The organism is Bradyrhizobium sp. SSBR45G, from assembly GCF_030159255.1.
Taxonomy (GTDB): domain Bacteria; phylum Pseudomonadota; class Alphaproteobacteria; order Rhizobiales; family Xanthobacteraceae; genus Bradyrhizobium.
Window position 1 is genome coordinate 1 of sequence record NZ_BSCT01000046.1, and the last position, 16353, is coordinate 16353.

16 protein-coding genes are annotated in these 16353 nt (G+C 65.1%); 2 read left to right on the top strand and 14 right to left on the bottom strand.

The window, feature by feature from the left end; translation table 11 throughout:
- Positions 1–310: 310 nt before the first annotated feature.
- From QQL87_RS33040 to QQL87_RS33060, 5 genes are all read right to left on the bottom strand, one after another.
- Entirely contained in the window at positions 311–649 is a 339-nt protein-coding gene (locus QQL87_RS33040) for a hypothetical protein (RefSeq protein WP_284423317.1), read from the bottom strand.
- A gap of 199 nt (positions 650–848) precedes the next feature.
- Positions 849–1043, bottom strand: a complete 195-nt coding sequence (locus QQL87_RS33045) for a hypothetical protein (protein ID WP_284423316.1) — start codon at positions 1041–1043, stop codon at positions 849–851.
- 44 nt (positions 1044–1087) lie between these two features.
- A complete protein-coding gene (locus tag QQL87_RS33050; protein ID WP_284423315.1) occupies positions 1088–1321 on the bottom strand; it encodes a type II toxin-antitoxin system HicB family antitoxin in 234 nt (77 codons plus the stop codon).
- The gene (locus tag QQL87_RS33055) at positions 1318–1917 is read right to left on the bottom strand and encodes a hypothetical protein (RefSeq protein ID WP_284423314.1); all 600 of its coding nucleotides are present in this window, start codon (positions 1915–1917) and stop codon (positions 1318–1320) included. The genes QQL87_RS33050 and QQL87_RS33055 overlap by 4 nt, the downstream gene beginning before the upstream one ends.
- Positions 1918–2018: 101 nt before the next feature.
- Complete coding sequence (locus tag QQL87_RS33060; protein WP_284423313.1) at positions 2019–2948, bottom strand: hydrogen peroxide-inducible genes activator; 930 nt, start codon at positions 2946–2948, stop codon at positions 2019–2021.
- Between the two features lie 259 nt (positions 2949–3207).
- Here QQL87_RS33060 and katG point away from each other — a divergent pair, with 259 nt between their 5' ends.
- On the top strand, positions 3208–5388 hold the full coding sequence (katG, locus tag QQL87_RS33065; RefSeq protein WP_284423312.1) for a catalase/peroxidase HPI: 2181 nt from the start codon (positions 3208–3210) through the stop codon (positions 5386–5388).
- Positions 5389–5623: 235 nt separating this feature from the next.
- Here the strand turns inward: katG and QQL87_RS33070 are convergent, their stop codons facing one another.
- Positions 5624–6439 carry a lytic murein transglycosylase gene (locus QQL87_RS33070; protein WP_502871247.1) on the bottom strand — a complete coding sequence of 272 codons (816 nt, stop codon included), beginning with the start codon at positions 6437–6439 and terminating at the stop codon, positions 5624–5626.
- Positions 6440–6982: 543 nt separating this feature from the next.
- Here QQL87_RS33070 and QQL87_RS33075 point away from each other — a divergent pair.
- Complete coding sequence (locus QQL87_RS33075; protein WP_284423311.1) at positions 6983–7573, top strand: PepSY domain-containing protein; 591 nt, start codon at positions 6983–6985, stop codon at positions 7571–7573.
- A 56-nt stretch (positions 7574–7629) separates the two neighbouring features.
- On the opposite strand, the gene QQL87_RS33080 is transcribed toward QQL87_RS33075, so the two are convergent.
- The 8 genes from QQL87_RS33080 to QQL87_RS33115 all read right to left on the bottom strand — a co-directional run bounded on the left by QQL87_RS33080 (position 7630) and on the right by QQL87_RS33115 (position 16330).
- A complete protein-coding gene (locus QQL87_RS33080; RefSeq protein WP_284423310.1) occupies positions 7630–8322 on the bottom strand; it encodes a TetR/AcrR family transcriptional regulator in 693 nt (230 codons plus the stop codon).
- Between the two features lie 148 nt (positions 8323–8470).
- Positions 8471–9193, bottom strand: coding sequence for an HAD-IA family hydrolase (locus tag QQL87_RS33085; RefSeq protein WP_284423309.1), 723 nt, complete (start codon positions 9191–9193; stop codon positions 8471–8473).
- A gap of 5 nt (positions 9194–9198) precedes the next feature.
- The gene (gene cbbX, locus QQL87_RS33090; protein WP_284423308.1) at positions 9199–10134 is read right to left on the bottom strand and encodes a CbbX protein; all 936 of its coding nucleotides are present in this window, start codon (positions 10132–10134) and stop codon (positions 9199–9201) included.
- 170 nt (positions 10135–10304) lie between these two features.
- Positions 10305–10721: a ribulose bisphosphate carboxylase small subunit gene (locus QQL87_RS33095; protein ID WP_284423307.1), complete on the bottom strand. Its 417-nt coding sequence runs from the start codon at positions 10719–10721 to the stop codon at positions 10305–10307.
- A gap of 75 nt (positions 10722–10796) precedes the next feature.
- Positions 10797–12257, bottom strand: coding sequence for a form I ribulose bisphosphate carboxylase large subunit (locus tag QQL87_RS33100; RefSeq protein ID WP_284423306.1), 1461 nt, complete (start codon positions 12255–12257; stop codon positions 10797–10799).
- A gap of 35 nt (positions 12258–12292) precedes the next feature.
- On the bottom strand, positions 12293–13375 hold the full coding sequence (gene fba, locus QQL87_RS33105; RefSeq protein ID WP_284423305.1) for a class II fructose-bisphosphate aldolase: 1083 nt from the start codon (positions 13373–13375) through the stop codon (positions 12293–12295).
- A gap of 55 nt (positions 13376–13430) precedes the next feature.
- Positions 13431–15458, bottom strand: a complete 2028-nt coding sequence (gene tkt / locus QQL87_RS33110; RefSeq protein ID WP_284423304.1) for a transketolase — start codon at positions 15456–15458, stop codon at positions 13431–13433.
- Positions 15455–16330 carry a phosphoribulokinase gene (locus QQL87_RS33115; protein WP_284423303.1) on the bottom strand — a complete coding sequence of 292 codons (876 nt, stop codon included), beginning with the start codon at positions 16328–16330 and terminating at the stop codon, positions 15455–15457. Before QQL87_RS33115 ends, tkt begins: the two co-directional genes overlap by 4 nt.
- Positions 16331–16353: the final 23 nt, after the last annotated feature.

Below are 16353 nucleotides of genomic sequence, written 5' to 3' on the forward strand. Positions count from 1 at the left end.
TCGCAGCCCACCTCCACGTTCGTGACGACGCGTACGTCCCTCTGCTCGAGGCGGGATGACTACAAAAAGCACGAATTCCGAAAAATAGCAAGAGAATTATTTTTAGCAGAAGATCACGACAGTCATGGCTGACCAGGCGATCAGATGATCGGAGCTCTGGCTCGCTCGTATCCGCGTCGTCATGGCCGGGCTTGTCCCGGCCATCCACGCCGAACGGCTTGCTGGGTACGATTTGGATGCCCGGGACAAGCCCGGGCATGACGGAGTAACTCATTGGCAGTGCGTTCGTCGCGACACAATCGCATCGTCACTAGGCGATGGTCTTGTCAATAATCGACGGGATGGCCGCCCTGTCCTTCAGGATCTCGCGCGCCGCCGCCGCGATGCGCTGACATAGGGACAACGCAGTCTCCCTGTCCTTGACATGGAAGATCTCGTCGCTGATCAGGCGGTCATCGAGCCAGGCGCGAAACGCCTGCTCGCTGTCGGGCGTGAACGTGCCCTCCTCATAGATGAAGCCGCTCAGCGGGCCCTCGACCACGTAGTCGGTGTCAGCGGGATGTTGCGACGGCCGTGCGCATTGCGCCCAGATGCGCCCGTCGCCATCGACGAAGGCCAGCACGCCGTCGTCCCGCTGTTCGATTTTCATCCACACCTCCGGCAGTGTGTGAACGAGGCAAGCTCCCTCCACGTCATTGCGAGCGCAGCGAAGCAATCCAGAGTCTTTCCGCAGAGGCAGTCTGGATTGCTTCGCTGCGCTCGCAATGACGGCGGAGAGACGGTGCAAGTTCTCATCTGCCCTCCGACTCCGCGTACGACACGGCACGGCCGCCTGCCCGAATGCCGCGCTAGCTCTGTCCCGGACAGTTGATCTCCTTGTAGACGGCGTCGGCGAACGCCTTGATGCCGGTGTTGATGCGCAAGGGCGAGGTCAGCGTCTGGTAGGTGACGATGCCGCGGGTGATCGACAGCACCTTGTAGCTCTCGGCGATCCGCGTCTTGTAGCATCTGCCGACCTGGATGGCGTCCTCTGTCAGTGGCATGGTTTCTCCCGTCGCGTTGGCGTCTGCGATGGGCGAAGCAAGAATCAGGCAAGCGGCATCGCAGCCCGCGCCGCGCCCGGCAGCGGAGGCTCGCGGTCGACGGCCTTGAGCGCATCGAGGCAGGCGAACAGCGCCTGTTGTCCGTCAGCGACGGCCGCTTCGGTGGTCTCGCCAATGCCGATGACGCCGGGACAATCGGGAAAGGTGACGAGATAGCCGCCGCCATCCTCCGCGCCGAGCGCCGTCACCTCGTAGACATAGACGCTGGGATCGCTCATCGCGCAGCCTCATCCATGCCGTCGATCATCGCCAAGAAGGCCCGGACGTGCGGCGGCCTGATCCTGGCCTTGAGCGGGATGGTGACGCAATGCGGCACCGAGGGATGCAGGAAGACCTCGTGCGTGCCGGTGATCTTGCGAAACTTCATCGCGTATTGCGAGGCGATGATCTCGAGGTCGACCGGCTTCCAGTCGCCGCCCGGATTGGCGCGCAACGCTTCGAGGCGGTGATTGTGCGGCCGGCCCTGTCGGCTTTCCGACATTGGACCGGCGGACGACGCGTCCTTGTCGGTCGCAGCGCGGCCCGTGTCAGGGAGCACCAGGCGAAGGAACGCCACGATGAAATCGCCGACCGTGTCGTTGCGATGCGCCAGCCGCCAGTTCTGCGACAGCACGAGCCTGATCCCGCGGCCAGCGTTATGCAGCGCGACGAGCTCGTCCATCATGGTAAGGACCCTGACGGCGCTGAGATTATAGGGCTCCTGCGTGAACTTGCGCGTGAGATCGATGCGCTCCTTGCGCAGGCTCGCATTCTTGACGAGCCAGTCGACGATCGTGCCGACCCAGAACGCCTCGGTGTTCGCTGCCTCAGACATGGCCGTTCTCCAGGCGCGTCGCGCTCGCGTCCAGAACCGGTGATACAAGAGCTATGCCATGGTCGGGCCCGGCGGCCGCGCGTCGGGGGACGGCGCCGTCGTCACGCCCGCCGCTTGCGGCCGGGCCCGCCATTCGCCTGCTTGCGCAGGCTCTCCGCTGCGCCGCCGACGATCTCGGAGATTTCCATGAGCTGCTTGGCGAGCGGGCTGGTCTTGCGCCAGACCATGCCGATGGAGCGCTGGGGCTGCGGCTCGGCGAAGCGCGCCAAGGACACGGAGGCCGAGCGCGTCTCGACGCCGACCGCCATCTCCGGAATCAACGTCACGCCCATGCCGGCGCCGACCATCTGCACCAGCGTCGACAGCGAGGAGGCATCGAGCATCTCGCGCGGCGCCTGCATGTTGCAGAACGACAGCGCCTGGTCGCGGAAGCAGTGCCCCTCCTCCAGCAGCAGCAGCCGCATCTCGCGCAGGCTCTCGCTGCTCGGCACCTCGGCGCCTTCATATTCGGGCGGCCGCACCAGCAGGAAGTTTTCCGAGAACAGCGCGACCTCGGTCAGCGACGGCTCCGACACCGGCAAGGCGACGATCGCGGCATCGAGCCGGCCCTCGACCAGTTCCTCGATCAGCTTCGGCGTCTTGGATTCGCGGACATGGATGTCGATCTCGGGATGCTTGCGCGTGAGGTCACCGATCACCTTGGGCAGGAGATAGGGTGCGACCGTCGGGATCATGCCGAGCCGCAGCCGCCCGGTGAGCTTGTCGCGCGAGGCGCGGGCGAAATCGCCGAGCTCGTCGACCGAGCGCAGGATCTCACGGACCCGCGCGGCGAGCTGCTCGCCGAACCGCGTCAGCACCACCTGGCGCGCATTGCGCTCCATCAGCACGCCGCCGAGCGCCTCCTCCATCTCCTTGATCTGCATCGACAGCGCCGGCTGCGAGATCGCGCAGGCCTCTGCCGCGCGGCCAAAATGGCCGAGACGCGCCAGGGCATCGAAATAGCGAAGCTGCCGCATCGTCAGGTGTATCATCAGATTAACTTATCGATGCGGCGATTGAAGTCAATTTTTCCTTGAGGAAACGCGCAACAATCTGAGATTGAAGATGCGTGGAGCTCGCATCAAAAGTGGCTTCCGTACGTCCTCCGGGACAGACGCGGCATCACACCGCCGTCATCAGATAATCTTATCGTGATAATCACCAAAGGCAATTTCCCCTGATCGACCTAGCCGAGTACGGTCCCGCCACCCACCCCAGGGGGAACCATGACGATCACGTCAGGAGAGAAACATGGATGACGTCAGCAAGTGCCCGTTTTCGGGCGGCTTGAAGGGATTTTCGAACAAGGATTGGTGGCCGAACCAGCTCAACCTGTCGGTGCTGCATCAGCACTCGAACCTCTCCGATCCGCTCGGTGAGGCGTTCGATTATTCCAAGGAATTCAAGAGCCTCGATCTCGACGCGCTGGTCAAGGACCTGCACGCGCTGATGACCGATTCGCAGGACTGGTGGCCGGCCGATTTCGGTCACTACGGCCCGCTGTTCATCCGCATGGCCTGGCATGCCGCCGGTACCTACCGCATCGGCGACGGCCGCGGCGGCGCCGGCACCGGTCAGCAGCGTTTCGCGCCGCTGAACAGCTGGCCGGATAACGCCAACCTCGACAAGGCCCGCCGGCTGCTGTGGCCGATCAAGCAGAAATACGGTCAGAAGATCTCCTGGGCCGACCTGTTCGTGCTGACCGGCAACGTCGCGCTGGAATCGATGGGCTTCAAGACCTTCGGCTTCGGCGGCGGCCGCGCCGACACCTGGGAGCCGGAGCAGGACATCTATTGGGGTCCGGAAGGCAAGTGGCTCGCCGACGAGCGCTACAGCGGCGATCGCGAGCTGGCCGGCTCGCTGGCGGCCGTGCAGATGGGCCTGATCTACGTCAACCCGGAAGGCCCGAACGGCAAGCCCGACCCGCTCGCAGCGGCCCGCGACATCCGCGAGACCTTCGCCCGCATGGCGATGAACGACGAAGAGACGGTGGCACTGATCGCCGGCGGTCACACCTTCGGCAAGACCCATGGTGCCGGCGACGCGTCGCTGGTCGGCGTGGAGCCGGAAGCTGCCGATATCGCGCAGCAGGGTCTCGGCTGGGCCAGCAAGTACGGCTCGGGCAAGGGCGGTGACGCCATCACCTCCGGCATCGAGGTGATCTGGACGCAGACGCCGACCAAGTGGAGCAACAACTTCTTCGAGAACCTGTTCAACTTCGAATGGGAGCTGACGAAGAGCCCGGCGGGCGCGCATCAGTGGACGCCGAAGGGCGGCGCCGGCGCCGGCACCGTGCCGGATGCGCACGATCCGTCCAAGCGCCACGCGCCGTCGATGCTGACCACCGACCTCGCGCTGCGCATGGATCCGGCCTACGAGAAGATCTCACGCCGCTTCCTCGAGCATCCGGATCAGTTCGCCGACGCCTTCGCCCGCGCCTGGTTCAAGCTGACCCACCGCGACATGGGCCCGAAGGCGCGCTACCTCGGCCCGCTGGTGCCGAAGGAAGAGCTGATCTGGCAGGATCCGGTGCCGGCGCTGGATCATCCTGTTGTCGACGACAAGGACGCCGCTGCGCTCAAGGCGAAGATCCTCGCCGCAGGGCTCTCGGTGTCGCAGCTGGTCTCGACTGCCTGGGCTTCGGCCTCGACCTTCCGCGGCTCGGACAAGCGCGGCGGCGCCAATGGCGCGCGCATTCGCCTGGCTCCGCAGAAGGATTGGGCAATCAACAACCCGGCCGAACTCGCCAAGGTGCTCTCGACGCTCGAGGGCATCCAGAAGGAGTTCAATGCATCAGCCACCGGCGGGAAGAAGGTGTCGCTCGCCGACCTGATCGTGCTGGCCGGCAATGCCGGTGTCGAGGCTGCGGCCAAGAAGGCCGGCGTCGAGGTGACCGTGCCGTTCGCACCGGGCCGCACCGATGCCTCGCAGGAGCAGACCGACGTCGAATCGTTCGCGGTGCTGGAGCCGACTTATGACGGCTTCCGCAACTATCTCAGCGGCAAGCAGTGGCTGTCGGGCGAGGAGCTTCTGGTCGACAAGGCTCAGCTGCTCACCCTGACCGCGCCGGAGATGACCGTGCTGGTCGGCGGCCTGCGCGTGCTCGGCGCCAATGCGGGCGGCTCCAAGCATGGCGTGTTCACGGCGCAGCCGGAGACGCTCTCGAACGACTTCTTCGCCAACCTGCTCGACATGGGCGTGGTGTGGCGGCCGGTCGATCAGGGCGAGCACACCTTCGAGGGCCGCGACCGCAAGACCGGCGCGATCAAGTGGACGGCCACCCGCGCCGACCTGATCTTCGGCTCGCACTCGCAGCTGCGCGCGCTGGCCGAGGTCTATGCGAGCTCGGACGCCAAGCAGAAGTTCGTCAAGGACTTCGTCGCCGCCTGGACCAAGGTGATGAACCTGGATCGGTTCGAGCTGAAGGCGTGAGTTGAATAGCTGACTGACTAAGACAAAGCGGCGCTTTAGCAATGAAGCGCCGCTTTCTTTATTCAACTCTCCGGGCCTCATGGTTCGAGACGCGCCGCAAGCGGCGCTCCTCACCATGAGGGGCTGGCATTCGCTACAAACTCAGCCCTCGTCCTGAGGAGCCCGCCGCAGGCGGGCGTCTCGAAGGACGTTGAAGGGCACCCTGCTAACGACGAGCTCCGGCGCTGCAGAACAGTCACCGCTCCGCGGCCGAGCCGCCGCCGTCGATCTGGCGGCCCATCAGCGCGATCGCCTTCTGATAGACGCCGGCGGCGTTCCAGGCTTCGATGGCCACGAAGTTCGGCTCGCCCGGCTGATAGCCGGCGCCCGCCTTCCAGCCATTGGCGCGCAGGAAGTTCGCGGTCGAGGCCAGCGCGTTGGCGGCGACGTCGAGATTGCCGGTGCCATAGGCGAGGATGTTCTTCGGCATGAATTGCGTTTGCCCGACCTCGCCATGCATCGAGCCGCGGGTGTTGCCCGACAGCACGCCGCGGTCGATCAGCTTGAGCGCGGCATAGAGCTGCTCGGTGAAGAACTCCGGACGGCGGCAATCATAGGCGAGCGTCGCGATCGACGACAGCATGTGCTGATTGCCGCGCTGGCTGCCGAACGCGCTCTCCATGCCCCAGATCGCGATCAAGGGTCCCGGCGGCACGCCGTAGCGCTGCTCGATCGAGGCGAACATCGCCGCCTGCGACTGCTTGAGCTGGCGGCCGCGGGCGACGATCGCCGCCGCGCCGCGCTTGACCAGGAACTGATCGAGCGACAGCGCGAAGCTGCGCTGGCCGCGATCGGCGGCGATCGTTGCGGAAGCGTAGTTGGTCTGCATCAGCGCGGAGATCGCGGTGCCGCCGACGCCCTTGGCCCTCGCCTCCTCGCTGAAGTCGCGCTTCCAGGCCTCGAAGCCCGCCGGCGACGAGCCGCATTGCGCCGCCTGCGCATAGCCGCCGCAGGCTGCGAGCAAGGTCGCAACGGTGAAGGTGAATGTGATCATGGCCCGGCGCTTGGTCATCGATGCTCCTCTGGTCGCGTCCCCGCATGCGGCTTGCATCGCTGCGCGGTGTGAGATGGGAACGCTCGGCACGGCAATATCGCGCCGCTCTGGTTGAAACGCCGACAACCTATCGGAAATGCAAAAAAATCATAGCCGTCGTCGCGCGGCAGGACTGGCCGCCTCGCCCGCTTGCGTGAGCCTGCACCGCGGACCCGCCGGCTTGCATCGCGGGTTCCAATCATGGGCCTCCCGCAATCGTGATCTGCGGCGGTGCGATCGCGGTCCGCTCGTTGGGCATCCGCGAGATCAAGAACATACCTGTCCGACACCTATCAGTTCGCCATGCATAATGGGTTGGGATACCGACGACATGCGCTCGCTCGACGCGCTCGGTGGCGACAGTGCAAAGGTCCGGACGCTTCTGGGTCCGGACCCCTCCCATGCCGTGACCTTGACGGCCGCGGGTTGCCTCGATATAGAACGACACAGTATCGTTTATTTCACGGCCTTTTCACCAGGAATGTTCTAGAACTCGATTCGCAACGGAGGTAGCAGGACGCCATGAGACGGATCATTCTCCTCACCTTCATCCTGCTGTCATGGACTCCCCTCGCCCACGCCGTTGCCGGCGCCGCTGCGACCGACATCCCGGCCGCTGCAGAGCCGCGGGCCTCCAATGATCCGGCGCTGAGCCAGGAGGTGATCGACCGCGAGCTGGACAAGTTCCGGCGGACGGAGGTGTCCTTGCACCAGGCGCTGCGGATTGCCGAGAAGATCCACCCCGGCTCGAAGACGGCGGACATCAGCTTCGAGGGCGGGCTCGACGTGCCCGTCTACAAGGTCCGCACGCTGCAGAGCGGACAGATCTGGGAGTCCGACATCGACGGCACCACGGCCCAGGTGCGCAACAGCGTGCTGTTCTCGACCTTGGACGGTCTCAGCGAAAACGACCGCAACAGCCTCAGCGCACTCAGCGCGATCGCGCTGAAGATGTCGGATGCGATCAGGATCGCGGAACGATCCGCGGCCGGCCGGGCCATCAGCGGCGGCCTAATCAACAAGGACGGCAAACTCGCCTTCATCATTGTCGTCGTCAGCGGCAAGGATCTCAAGCAGGTGACGCTCGAGCCGGCATCGATGCGACGGCGCTGAAGCTGCCGCATCTGGCGGTACGCAGATCGGCCGCCGCAGGCAGCAGAGCTGCGGCATTATGCCTTGGCATGCAGGGCGAGGAAGACCTTGACGCGTTCGCGGACGAAGCCGGGCATCTCCTTGCGAATGGTCCGTTCCTTCATCCCCATCAGCGCACGCATCAGCAGCGGCAGCACGATCAGGTCGATGAAGATTTCCGCGGACGCCTCCGACGCCTTCGAGGGCGTTCGCCTGGCTGATGCCCCCGAGGCCGCGATCGTATCGGCCAGCAGCACTGCCACCGCATGCGTCGCCCGCTTGCGCGAGACCTCGTGGAACTGGCAGCTGAGATCGGGAAAGCGATAGGCCTCGCCGATCGTCACCCGCAACAGGCCGATCGATTCCTTCAGGGCGCGGTCGACGATGGTCATCGCAAGCCCGCAAAGCTTCTCCTGCACGGTCCCGGCCGGAGACGCGTAGGAGCCGACATTCATCAGCTCGCCGATGGAGCGCTCGACGATGGCGGCAAACAAGGCCGGCTTGCCGGCATAGCGCGCATAGATGGTGGGCTTGGAGGCAGGCGCCCGCTCGGCGATCTCATCGATGCTGGTGCCGTCGAATCCGCGCTCGAGAAAAACCTCGCGCGCCGCGTCCAGGATCCGTTCTTCGATATTGCCGGCCAGGGCCTTCGGCGGCCGTCCGACCCGGCCGCGCAGCCCGACCGTGCGCGCGACATCATTCCGTTTCACCTTGGCCTGCGTGCGGGCCATACTCCACGACCTCGACTCGACATGTCAGCATGTCGTCAAGGGATTACACGTTCTCCACTGAACGGCAATAGAACGTGAGGAGACGCAGCTATGCGCACGGTAGTCTACATAATGTGACAATCAGCCCGCGATCAGACATCAAAAGACATCAGACTATCAGCTCGCTGAGATCGTCGAGCACCGCGAGCGCACCATCGAACGCGTCGTCATGAAAGTAGAGGCTGCGGGTGATCAGCACGGGGACGCCGGCCCGTACCGCCGCCATCAACCCGTTACCGGAGTCCTCGATGGCAATGCAACTCGCTGCAGGCAGATCGAGTTGCGACAACACCTCCAGGTAGACGTCGGGTGCGGGCTTCTTGCGCGCGACATCATCGGCCGCCACGACCGCGGCGAACTTCGTTTCCCAATGCTCGCCCAGCACGGGTGCCAGCAACGCGTCGATGTTGACGCGCGTGGTCGTCGTCGCGATGGCCACCCGCTGCTCGCGCGCCCAGGCCGCATCGAGCAGCGCCTTGACCCCCGGCCGCAGCGGACATCCCTTCTCGGACATGATAGCCGCAAACCGCTCCGTCTTGATCCGGTGGAGCTTGGCAATGACCGCATCGCTCAAGGGCGGACCGGACCGCCGCATCTGGTCGAAGGCGCGGATGCGTTCCTTGCCGCCGGCGACACGCAGCAGCTCCTTGTAGATGCGGCGTCCCCAGTGCCAGTCGATGCCGCCGGCCACGAAGGACTCGTTGAAGGCCTCGCGATGGATTTCCTCGGTTTCAGCGAGCGTCCCGTCGACGTCGAGGATCAATGCGCCGGCATCGGCAATTCGGCGTCTGAGATCTTCCAACGGTGAATTCTTCACCAACGCGAGGCTCATCGCTGCTACTCCGCCTTTACGTCGCCCTTGCTTTCAGCTTTGGCAAACACACGGCTGGCCAGCACATCGCTGGCTTCGATCGACATCACGTCGTCGGATGTTAGCACACGGTCCAGCCGCGACACCAGACGGTTGGCCTGCCGCAACCTGACGCGGTCCAGCGCATTGCGGATCGAGCGCGCGTTGGAGAACAGCGGCTGCGTGCGACGCACCGCAATATATTTCTCGAACGCGATGCGGGCCTCCGGCTTGAAATGGTAATTCTGCCCCTCCAGCATCATCTCGGCGATCGTCAGCAGCTCGCCCTCCGAGTAGTCGGGAAAGTCGACGTGATGGGCGATGCGGGAACGGAAGCCGGGATTGCTCTGGAAGAACTTCTCCATCCGGTCGGCATAGCCGGCGAGGATCACGACAAGGTCCTCCCGCTGCGCCTCCATGATCTGCAGCAGGATCTCGATCGACTCCTGGCCGTAGTCACGCTCGTTCTCGGGACGATAGAGATAGTAGGCCTCGTCGATGAACAGGACGCCGCCCATCGCCTTCTTCAGCACCTCCTTGGTCTTCGGTGCCGTGTGGCCGATATATTGGCCGACGAGATCGTCGCGGGTGACGCTGATGACGTGGCCGCGGCGGACGAAGCCGAGCCGGTGCAGGATGCCGGCCATTCGCAGCGCCACCGTGGTCTTGCCGGTGCCGGGATTGCCGGTGAACGACATGTGAAGCGTCGGGAACGTCGTCGCCAGCCCCATCTTGCGGCGGATCCGCTCCATCATCAGCAGCGAGGCGATCTCGCGGATCCGCGTCTTGACCGGCACGAGCCCGACCAGCTCGCGGTCGAGCTGCTCCAGCACCGACGCAATGTCGACGCTCTCGAACTCGCTGCGCAGATCGACGGTGTCGACCGGCGTCGCCTGGGTGGTGTCCGCCTGCGTGGCCTGCATGATCGGCTCGTGCTCCGTTCCCGAGGTTCGCATCAGATCGCCGTGCGTTCGATTGCGAACCTGGCAGCAACGAAGCAACGGCTCATCGACAATTCGTTGGTCCCCCCGGGCGGAGATCCCTGCTACGCCGCTGACCTGCAGGCGCAGCCGCGACCTCCGCCCGCCAGGGATCAGTAACGCTGGCCTTCAGGACGCTCGGCGGCATAGGACCGCGTTGAATAACGCTGATTGCGCCCAACGGTTTCCTGACGATCGAGCCGGAAGCCCGGCTCATTCTGCGGACGGTTGACGATGAAGGACAGCCGGATCGACTCCCAGCCATGGGTGGAATCGAAGGCCGAGATGCGGATATAGCGTTCGCCATAGATCTTCCGGCATTCGGCCAGTTCGTGCATGATGCCGGCAGCATCGCGCAGGTCGAACATCGGCAGGCCCCACATCTCCCAATAGGTGTTGCGGGGATGCGGATCGTCGGTGAACTCGATGTTCACGGCCCATCCCTTTTCGAGGCAGTACTGGATCTGGGCCGTGATCTGCTCGTCGGTCAGGTCGGGCAGGAAGGAAAAGCAACCTTGGGTCACGCGCATGTTGATGTCTCCTGATGTGGCTGATACGGGCGGGCCGGAGACCGGCCCGCAACGCGGCGGCGCATCGAACGATGATTAGCCGGCGGGAGTGACGGTCGGCACGAAGTCCGGCGAGTCTGTCGATTCGTAGTTGAAGCTGACGTCCTTCCAGATCTCCAGCGCCTCGCGCAGCGGCGTGCAGGTCTGCGCCGCCTTGGCCAGGATCTCCGGGCCTTCATGCACGTAGTCCCTGCCCTCGTTGCGGGCGAGGATCATCGCTTCCAGCGCGACGCGGTTGGCGGTCGCGCCGGCGGCGATGCCGCGCGGATGGCCGATGGTGCCGCCGCCGAACTGCAGCACGACGTCCTCGCCGAGCAGGTCGAGCAGCTGGTGCATCTGGCCGGCATGGATCCCGCCCGAGGCCACCGGCATCAGCTTGTTCAGGCTGGCCCAGTGCTGGTCGAAGAACACGCCATGCTCCAGCCGCAACGGATTGAAGTCCTCACGGCAGATGTCGTAGTAGCCGCGCGTCGTGTTGGGATCGCCTTCGAGCTTGCCGACGACGGTGCCGGCATGGATGTGATCGACGCCGGCGAGCCGCATCCATTTGGCGATGACGCGGAACGAGACGCCGTGCGAGCGCTGGCGGGTGTAGGTCGAGTGGCCGGCGCGATGCAGATGCAGGATCATGTCGTGGCGGCGCGCCCACTTCGCCATCGACTGGATCGCGGTGTAGCCGATCACGAGGTCGATCATGATGATGTTGGAGCCGAGTTCCTTGGCGAACTCGGCGCGCTCATACATGTCCTCCATGGTCGCTGCGGTGACGTTGAGATACGTTCCCTTGATCTCGCCGCTCGCCGCCTGCGCCTTGTTGACCGCCTCCATGCAGTACAGGAAGCGCTCACGCCAATGCATGAAGGGCTGCGAGTTGATGTTCTCGTCGTCCTTGGTGAAGTCGAGACCGCCCTTCAGCGCCTCATAGACCACGCGGCCGTAGTTGCGCCCCGAAAGGCCGAGCTTCGGCTTGACGGTGGCGCCGAGCAAGGGACGGCCGAACTTGTCGAGCCGCTCGCGCTCGACGACGATGCCGGTCGCCGGCCCCTGGAAGGTCTTCACATAGGCCACCGGCAGCCGCATGTCCTCGAGCCGCAGCGCCTTCAGCGGCTTGAAGCCGAACACGTTGCCGATGATCGACGCCGTGAGGTTGGAGATCGAGCCCGGCTCGAACAGATCGAGGTCATAGGCGATGTAGGCGAAATAGCTGCCGGGCGAGCCCGGCACCGGCTCGACGCGGTAGCACTTGGCGCGGTACTTCTCCGCCGCCGTCAGGCGGTCGGTCCACACCACGGTCCAGGTCGCGGTCGAGGATTCGCCGGCCACCGCGGCGCAGGCCTCGGTCGGGTCGACGCCGTCCTGCGGCGTGACGCGGAACAGCGCGATGACGTCGGTGTCCTTGGGCTGATAGGACGGCTCCCAATAGCCCATGCGCTTGTATTCCATCACGCCGGACTTGTAGCGATCCTTGCCGCGCACCGTGATCGATGGGTCGTTCATGTGTTCCTCCTGGATTTTCGTTGTGGCCGTTAGCGTCACGCAGCTTCAGTCATTCCCCCAACTCGCGGATCGAGCGCGCCGGAGCGGTAGCGCTTGGCCATCTCCGCGAGCGGGATGACCTTGATCCTTGATGCATTGCCGGCGGCGCCGAACTGCTCGAAGCGCTCGCGGCACAAGTCACGCATGGAATCCATTGCCGGCTTCAGGAATTTGCGCGGATCGAACTCGCTCTTCGACGACGCGCCGACCTTCCGGAAGATCGCGGTCATCGCCAGCCGGCAGTCGGTGTCGATGTTGACCTTGCGCACGCCGTGGCGGATGCCGCGCACGATCTCCTCGACCGGCACGCCCCAGGTCTGCGGCATCGCGCCGCCGAACTGGTTGAACATATCCTGCAGCGATTGCGGCACCGAGGACGAGCCGTGCATGACCAGATGGGTGTTCGGCAGGCGGCGATGGATCTCCTCGATCACGTTCATCGCGAGAATGTCGCCATCCGGCTGGCGCGAAAACTTGTAGGCCCCGTGCGAGGTGCCCATCGCGATCGCCAGCGCATCGACCTTGGTGGCGCGGACGAAATCGACCGCCTGGTCGGGATCGGTCAGCAGCTGTTCACGGCTGACCTTGCCTTCGAGGCCGTGACCATCCTCCTGCTCGCCGCCGCCATGCTCGAGCGAGCCGAGCACGCCGAGCTCGCCCTCGACGGAGGCACCGACCCAATGCGCCATGTCGGTGACGCGGCGGGTGATGTCGACGTTGTAGTCGTAGTCGGCGGCGGTCTTGGCGTCGGCCTTGAGAGAGCCGTCCATCATCACCGAAGTGAAGCCGTATTTGATCGCGGTGGCGCAGGTCGCCTCGTCGTTGCCGTGGTCCTGGTGCAGGCAGAGCGGGATCTGCGGATACATCTCCTCCAGCGCGTCGATCATCTTCGACAGCATGATGTCGCCGGCATACGAGCGGGCGCCGCGCGAGGCCTGGATGATGACCGGCGCATCGACGGCGGCGGCCGCCTCCATGATCGCCAGCCCCTGCTCCATGTTGTTGATGTTGAACGCCGGCACGCCGTAGCTGCGCTCGGCCGCATGGTCCAGCAATTGTCTGAGCGTGATCCGCGCCATTCCTCGTCTCCGTCCCTGTTTCGTGTGGTCTGTGGTATGGCTCTGAGGCGTCCGGTCAGGACGCCCGCGCCCGGATGATGTTGCGCATGGCGGCGTCGGCCACCGCGGCGGGCGTGATGCCGAACTCGCGGTAGAGCACCTCGGCCGGCGCCGAGGCGCCGAAGCCCTGCATGCCCACGAACTCGCCGGCGTCGCCGAGCCAGCGCGCCCAGTCGCCCTCGATCGCCGCCTCCACGCCGATGCGCGGCGCCTGCCCCAGCACCTTGGCGCGATACTCGGCCGGCTGCTGACGGAACAGCTCGAAGCACGGCGCCGAGACCACGGCGGCGCGGACCTTCTCCCCCGCCAGCAGCTTGGCCGCTTCGAGCGCGATCGCCACCTCGGAGCCGGTCGCGATCAAGGTGACGTCGCGGCCGCCTTCGGGCTCGACCACCACATAGGCGCCGAGCGCGACCTGGTTCTGATCCGACGCCTCGGTGCGGAAGGCCGGCAGCGCCTGGCGTGACAGGCACAGCACCGACGGCGAGGTCTCGGCGCGCAATGCGCAATCCCAGGCCTCCGCCGTCTCGACCGCATCGGCGGGGCGAAACACCAGGAGGTTGGGAATGACGCGCAGGCTCGCGACATGCTCGACCGGCTGATGCGTCGGGCCGTCCTCGCCGAGACCGATGGAGTCATGCGTCATCACATGGATGACGCGGATGCCCATCAGCGCGGCGAGACGGATCGCCGGACGGTTGTAGTCGGCGAAGGCGAGGAACGTGCCGCCATAGGGAATGAAGCCGCCATGCAGCGCGATGCCGTTCATGGCCGCGGCCATCGCGTGCTCACGCACGCCGTAGTGAATGTAGTTGCCGTCCATCGTGGCCGGCGTGACCGATTTGTGCGTCTTCGCCTTGGTCAGGTTGGAATGGGTCAGATCCGCCGAGCCGCCGAGCAGGTTCGGCAGCACCGTGGCAATGACGTCGATGACGTTCTGCGAGGCCTGGCGCGTCGCGATCTTGGGCCGCTCGGCGGCAAGCTGCGCGATGAACTGCGCCATGCGCTCGGTGTAGGCCGCGGGCAGCTTCTTGTTCAGCGCGTCATGACACGGCGACCGGTCGGAAGTGCAGAGCTTGCGCGCGCGCTCCTTCCAGGCCAGGCGCACGCTGTGGCCGCGCGCGCCGATCTGGCGCCAGCTGACGAGGACGTCGGCCGGGACCTCGAACGGACGATGCGGCCAATGCAGCGCCGCGCGGGTCTTCTCGACTTCCTCCGGCCCGAGCGGCGCGCCATGCGCCTTCTCCGAGCCCTGCCGTCCGGGCGAGCCGAAGCCGATCGTGGTGCGGCACGCGATCATGGTCGGCCGGTCACTCTGCCGCGCGGCGGCGATCGCCTTTTCAATGGCCTCGGGATCGTGGCCGTCGATGCGTGACGTCGCCCAGCCCGAGGCGGCGAAGCGCGCCACCTGGTCATCCGAGCATGCGAGCCCGGTCGAACCGTCGATCGAGATGCCGTTGTCGTCGAACAGCACGATCAGCCGGTTGAGCTTGAGATGGCCGGCCAGCGAGATCGCCTCGTGGCTGATGCCTTCCATCAGGCAGCCGTCGCCGGCGATCACATACGTATAATGGTCGACGAGATCGTCGCCATAGCGCGCGTGCATCAGGCGCTCGGCGAGCGCCATGCCGACAGCGGTCGCGATGCCCTGCCCGAGCGGACCGGTCGTGGTCTCGACACCCGGCGTGTGACCATATTCCGGATGGCCGGGCGTCTTGGCGCCCCACTGCCGGAACCGCTTGATCTCGTCGATCGTGACCGCCTCGTAGCCGGTCAGATGCAGCAGCGCGTAGAGCAGCATCGAGCCGTGGCCGGCCGACAGCACGAAGCGGTCGCGATCGGGCCAAGCCGGATCGGCCGGATCGAACTTCAGGAACCGGGAGAACAGGACAGTTGCGACATCGGCCATGCCCATCGGCATGCCCGGGTGGCCCGACTTGGCCTTCTCCACGGCGTCGATGGCGAGGAAGCGGATGGCGTTCGCCATCTCGGCATGGCTGGGATCGGTCTTGCTGGCCAGCGTTTGCACGGCGGTGGCGGTCATAGCGTGCGCCTCTTTCGGTCCATCAGTTGCATGATCATGGGGGTGAGAATCAGCTGCATGGCGAGGTCGAGCCGCGAGCCATGGATCACGATCGAATTGGCGCGTGACATGAAGCTGCCCTGGATCATCGACAGCAGATAGGGAAAGTCGATGCCGCGCGGGTTCTTGAGACGGATCACGACCATGGATTCGTCGGGCGTCGGGATCCAGCGGGCGATGAACGGGTTCGAGGTGTCGACCGTCGGCACGCGCTGGAAGTTGATGTCGGTCTCCGAGAATTGCGGAATGATGTAGTTCACATAGTCCGGCATGCGCCGCAGGATCGTGTCGGTGACCGCCTCGGTGGTGTAACCGCGCGAGGCACGGTCGCGGTGCAGCTTCTGGATCCATTCGAGATTGATGACCGGCACCACGCCGATCTTCAGGTCCGCATGTTGCGCGATGTTGACCTTCTCGGTGACGACGGCACCATGGAGGCCCTCGTAGAACAGCAGATCGGAATCCTCCGGCAGCCGGCTCCACTCGGTGAAGTGGCCGGGCCTGGTGTCGTAGAGCCGCGCCTCCTCATCGTCATGAATATAGTGACGGGTCATGCCGGTCCCGGTCTCGGAATAGTCGCGGAAGGTCTTTTCGAGCTCCTCGAACAGATTGGTGTCGGGGCTGAAATGGCTGAAGTGCTTGTTGCCGCGCTCGGCCTCCTCGACCATTCTGCGGCGCATTTCCTCGCGATTGTAGCGATGGAACGCATCGCCCTCGATATAGGCCGCCTTGACGTTCTCGCGGCGGAAGATGTTCTCGAAGGTCTTCTTGACCGACGTGGTGCCGGCGCCCGACGAGCCCGTGATCGAGATGATGGGATGACGACGTGACATTGATTTTCTCCGGAAAGCGCGTT

Coding starts and splice junctions, on each gene's coding strand:
- QQL87_RS33040 (WP_284423317.1), bottom strand. CDS start 649: ATGAAAATCGAACAGCGGGACGACGGCGTGCTGGCCTTCGTCGATGGC.
- QQL87_RS33045 (WP_284423316.1), bottom strand. CDS start 1,043: ATGCCACTGACAGAGGACGCCATCCAGGTCGGCAGATGCTACAAGACG.
- QQL87_RS33050 (WP_284423315.1), bottom strand. CDS start 1,321: ATGAGCGATCCCAGCGTCTATGTCTACGAGGTGACGGCGCTCGGCGCG.
- QQL87_RS33055 (WP_284423314.1), bottom strand. CDS start 1,917: ATGTCTGAGGCAGCGAACACCGAGGCGTTCTGGGTCGGCACGATCGTC.
- QQL87_RS33060 (WP_284423313.1), bottom strand. CDS start 2,948: ATGATACACCTGACGATGCGGCAGCTTCGCTATTTCGATGCCCTGGCG.
- katG (WP_284423312.1), top strand. CDS start 3,208: ATGGATGACGTCAGCAAGTGCCCGTTTTCGGGCGGCTTGAAGGGATTT.
- QQL87_RS33070 (WP_502871247.1), bottom strand. CDS start 6,439: ATGACCAAGCGCCGGGCCATGATCACATTCACCTTCACCGTTGCGACC.
- QQL87_RS33075 (WP_284423311.1), top strand. CDS start 6,983: ATGAGACGGATCATTCTCCTCACCTTCATCCTGCTGTCATGGACTCCC.
- QQL87_RS33080 (WP_284423310.1), bottom strand. CDS start 8,322: ATGGCCCGCACGCAGGCCAAGGTGAAACGGAATGATGTCGCGCGCACG.
- QQL87_RS33085 (WP_284423309.1), bottom strand. CDS start 9,193: ATGAGCCTCGCGTTGGTGAAGAATTCACCGTTGGAAGATCTCAGACGC.
- cbbX (WP_284423308.1), bottom strand. CDS start 10,134: ATGCAGGCCACGCAGGCGGACACCACCCAGGCGACGCCGGTCGACACC.
- QQL87_RS33095 (WP_284423307.1), bottom strand. CDS start 10,721: ATGCGCGTGACCCAAGGTTGCTTTTCCTTCCTGCCCGACCTGACCGAC.
- QQL87_RS33100 (WP_284423306.1), bottom strand. CDS start 12,257: ATGAACGACCCATCGATCACGGTGCGCGGCAAGGATCGCTACAAGTCC.
- fba (WP_284423305.1), bottom strand. CDS start 13,375: ATGGCGCGGATCACGCTCAGACAATTGCTGGACCATGCGGCCGAGCGC.
- tkt (WP_284423304.1), bottom strand. CDS start 15,458: ATGACCGCCACCGCCGTGCAAACGCTGGCCAGCAAGACCGATCCCAGC.
- QQL87_RS33115 (WP_284423303.1), bottom strand. CDS start 16,330: ATGTCACGTCGTCATCCCATCATCTCGATCACGGGCTCGTCGGGCGCC.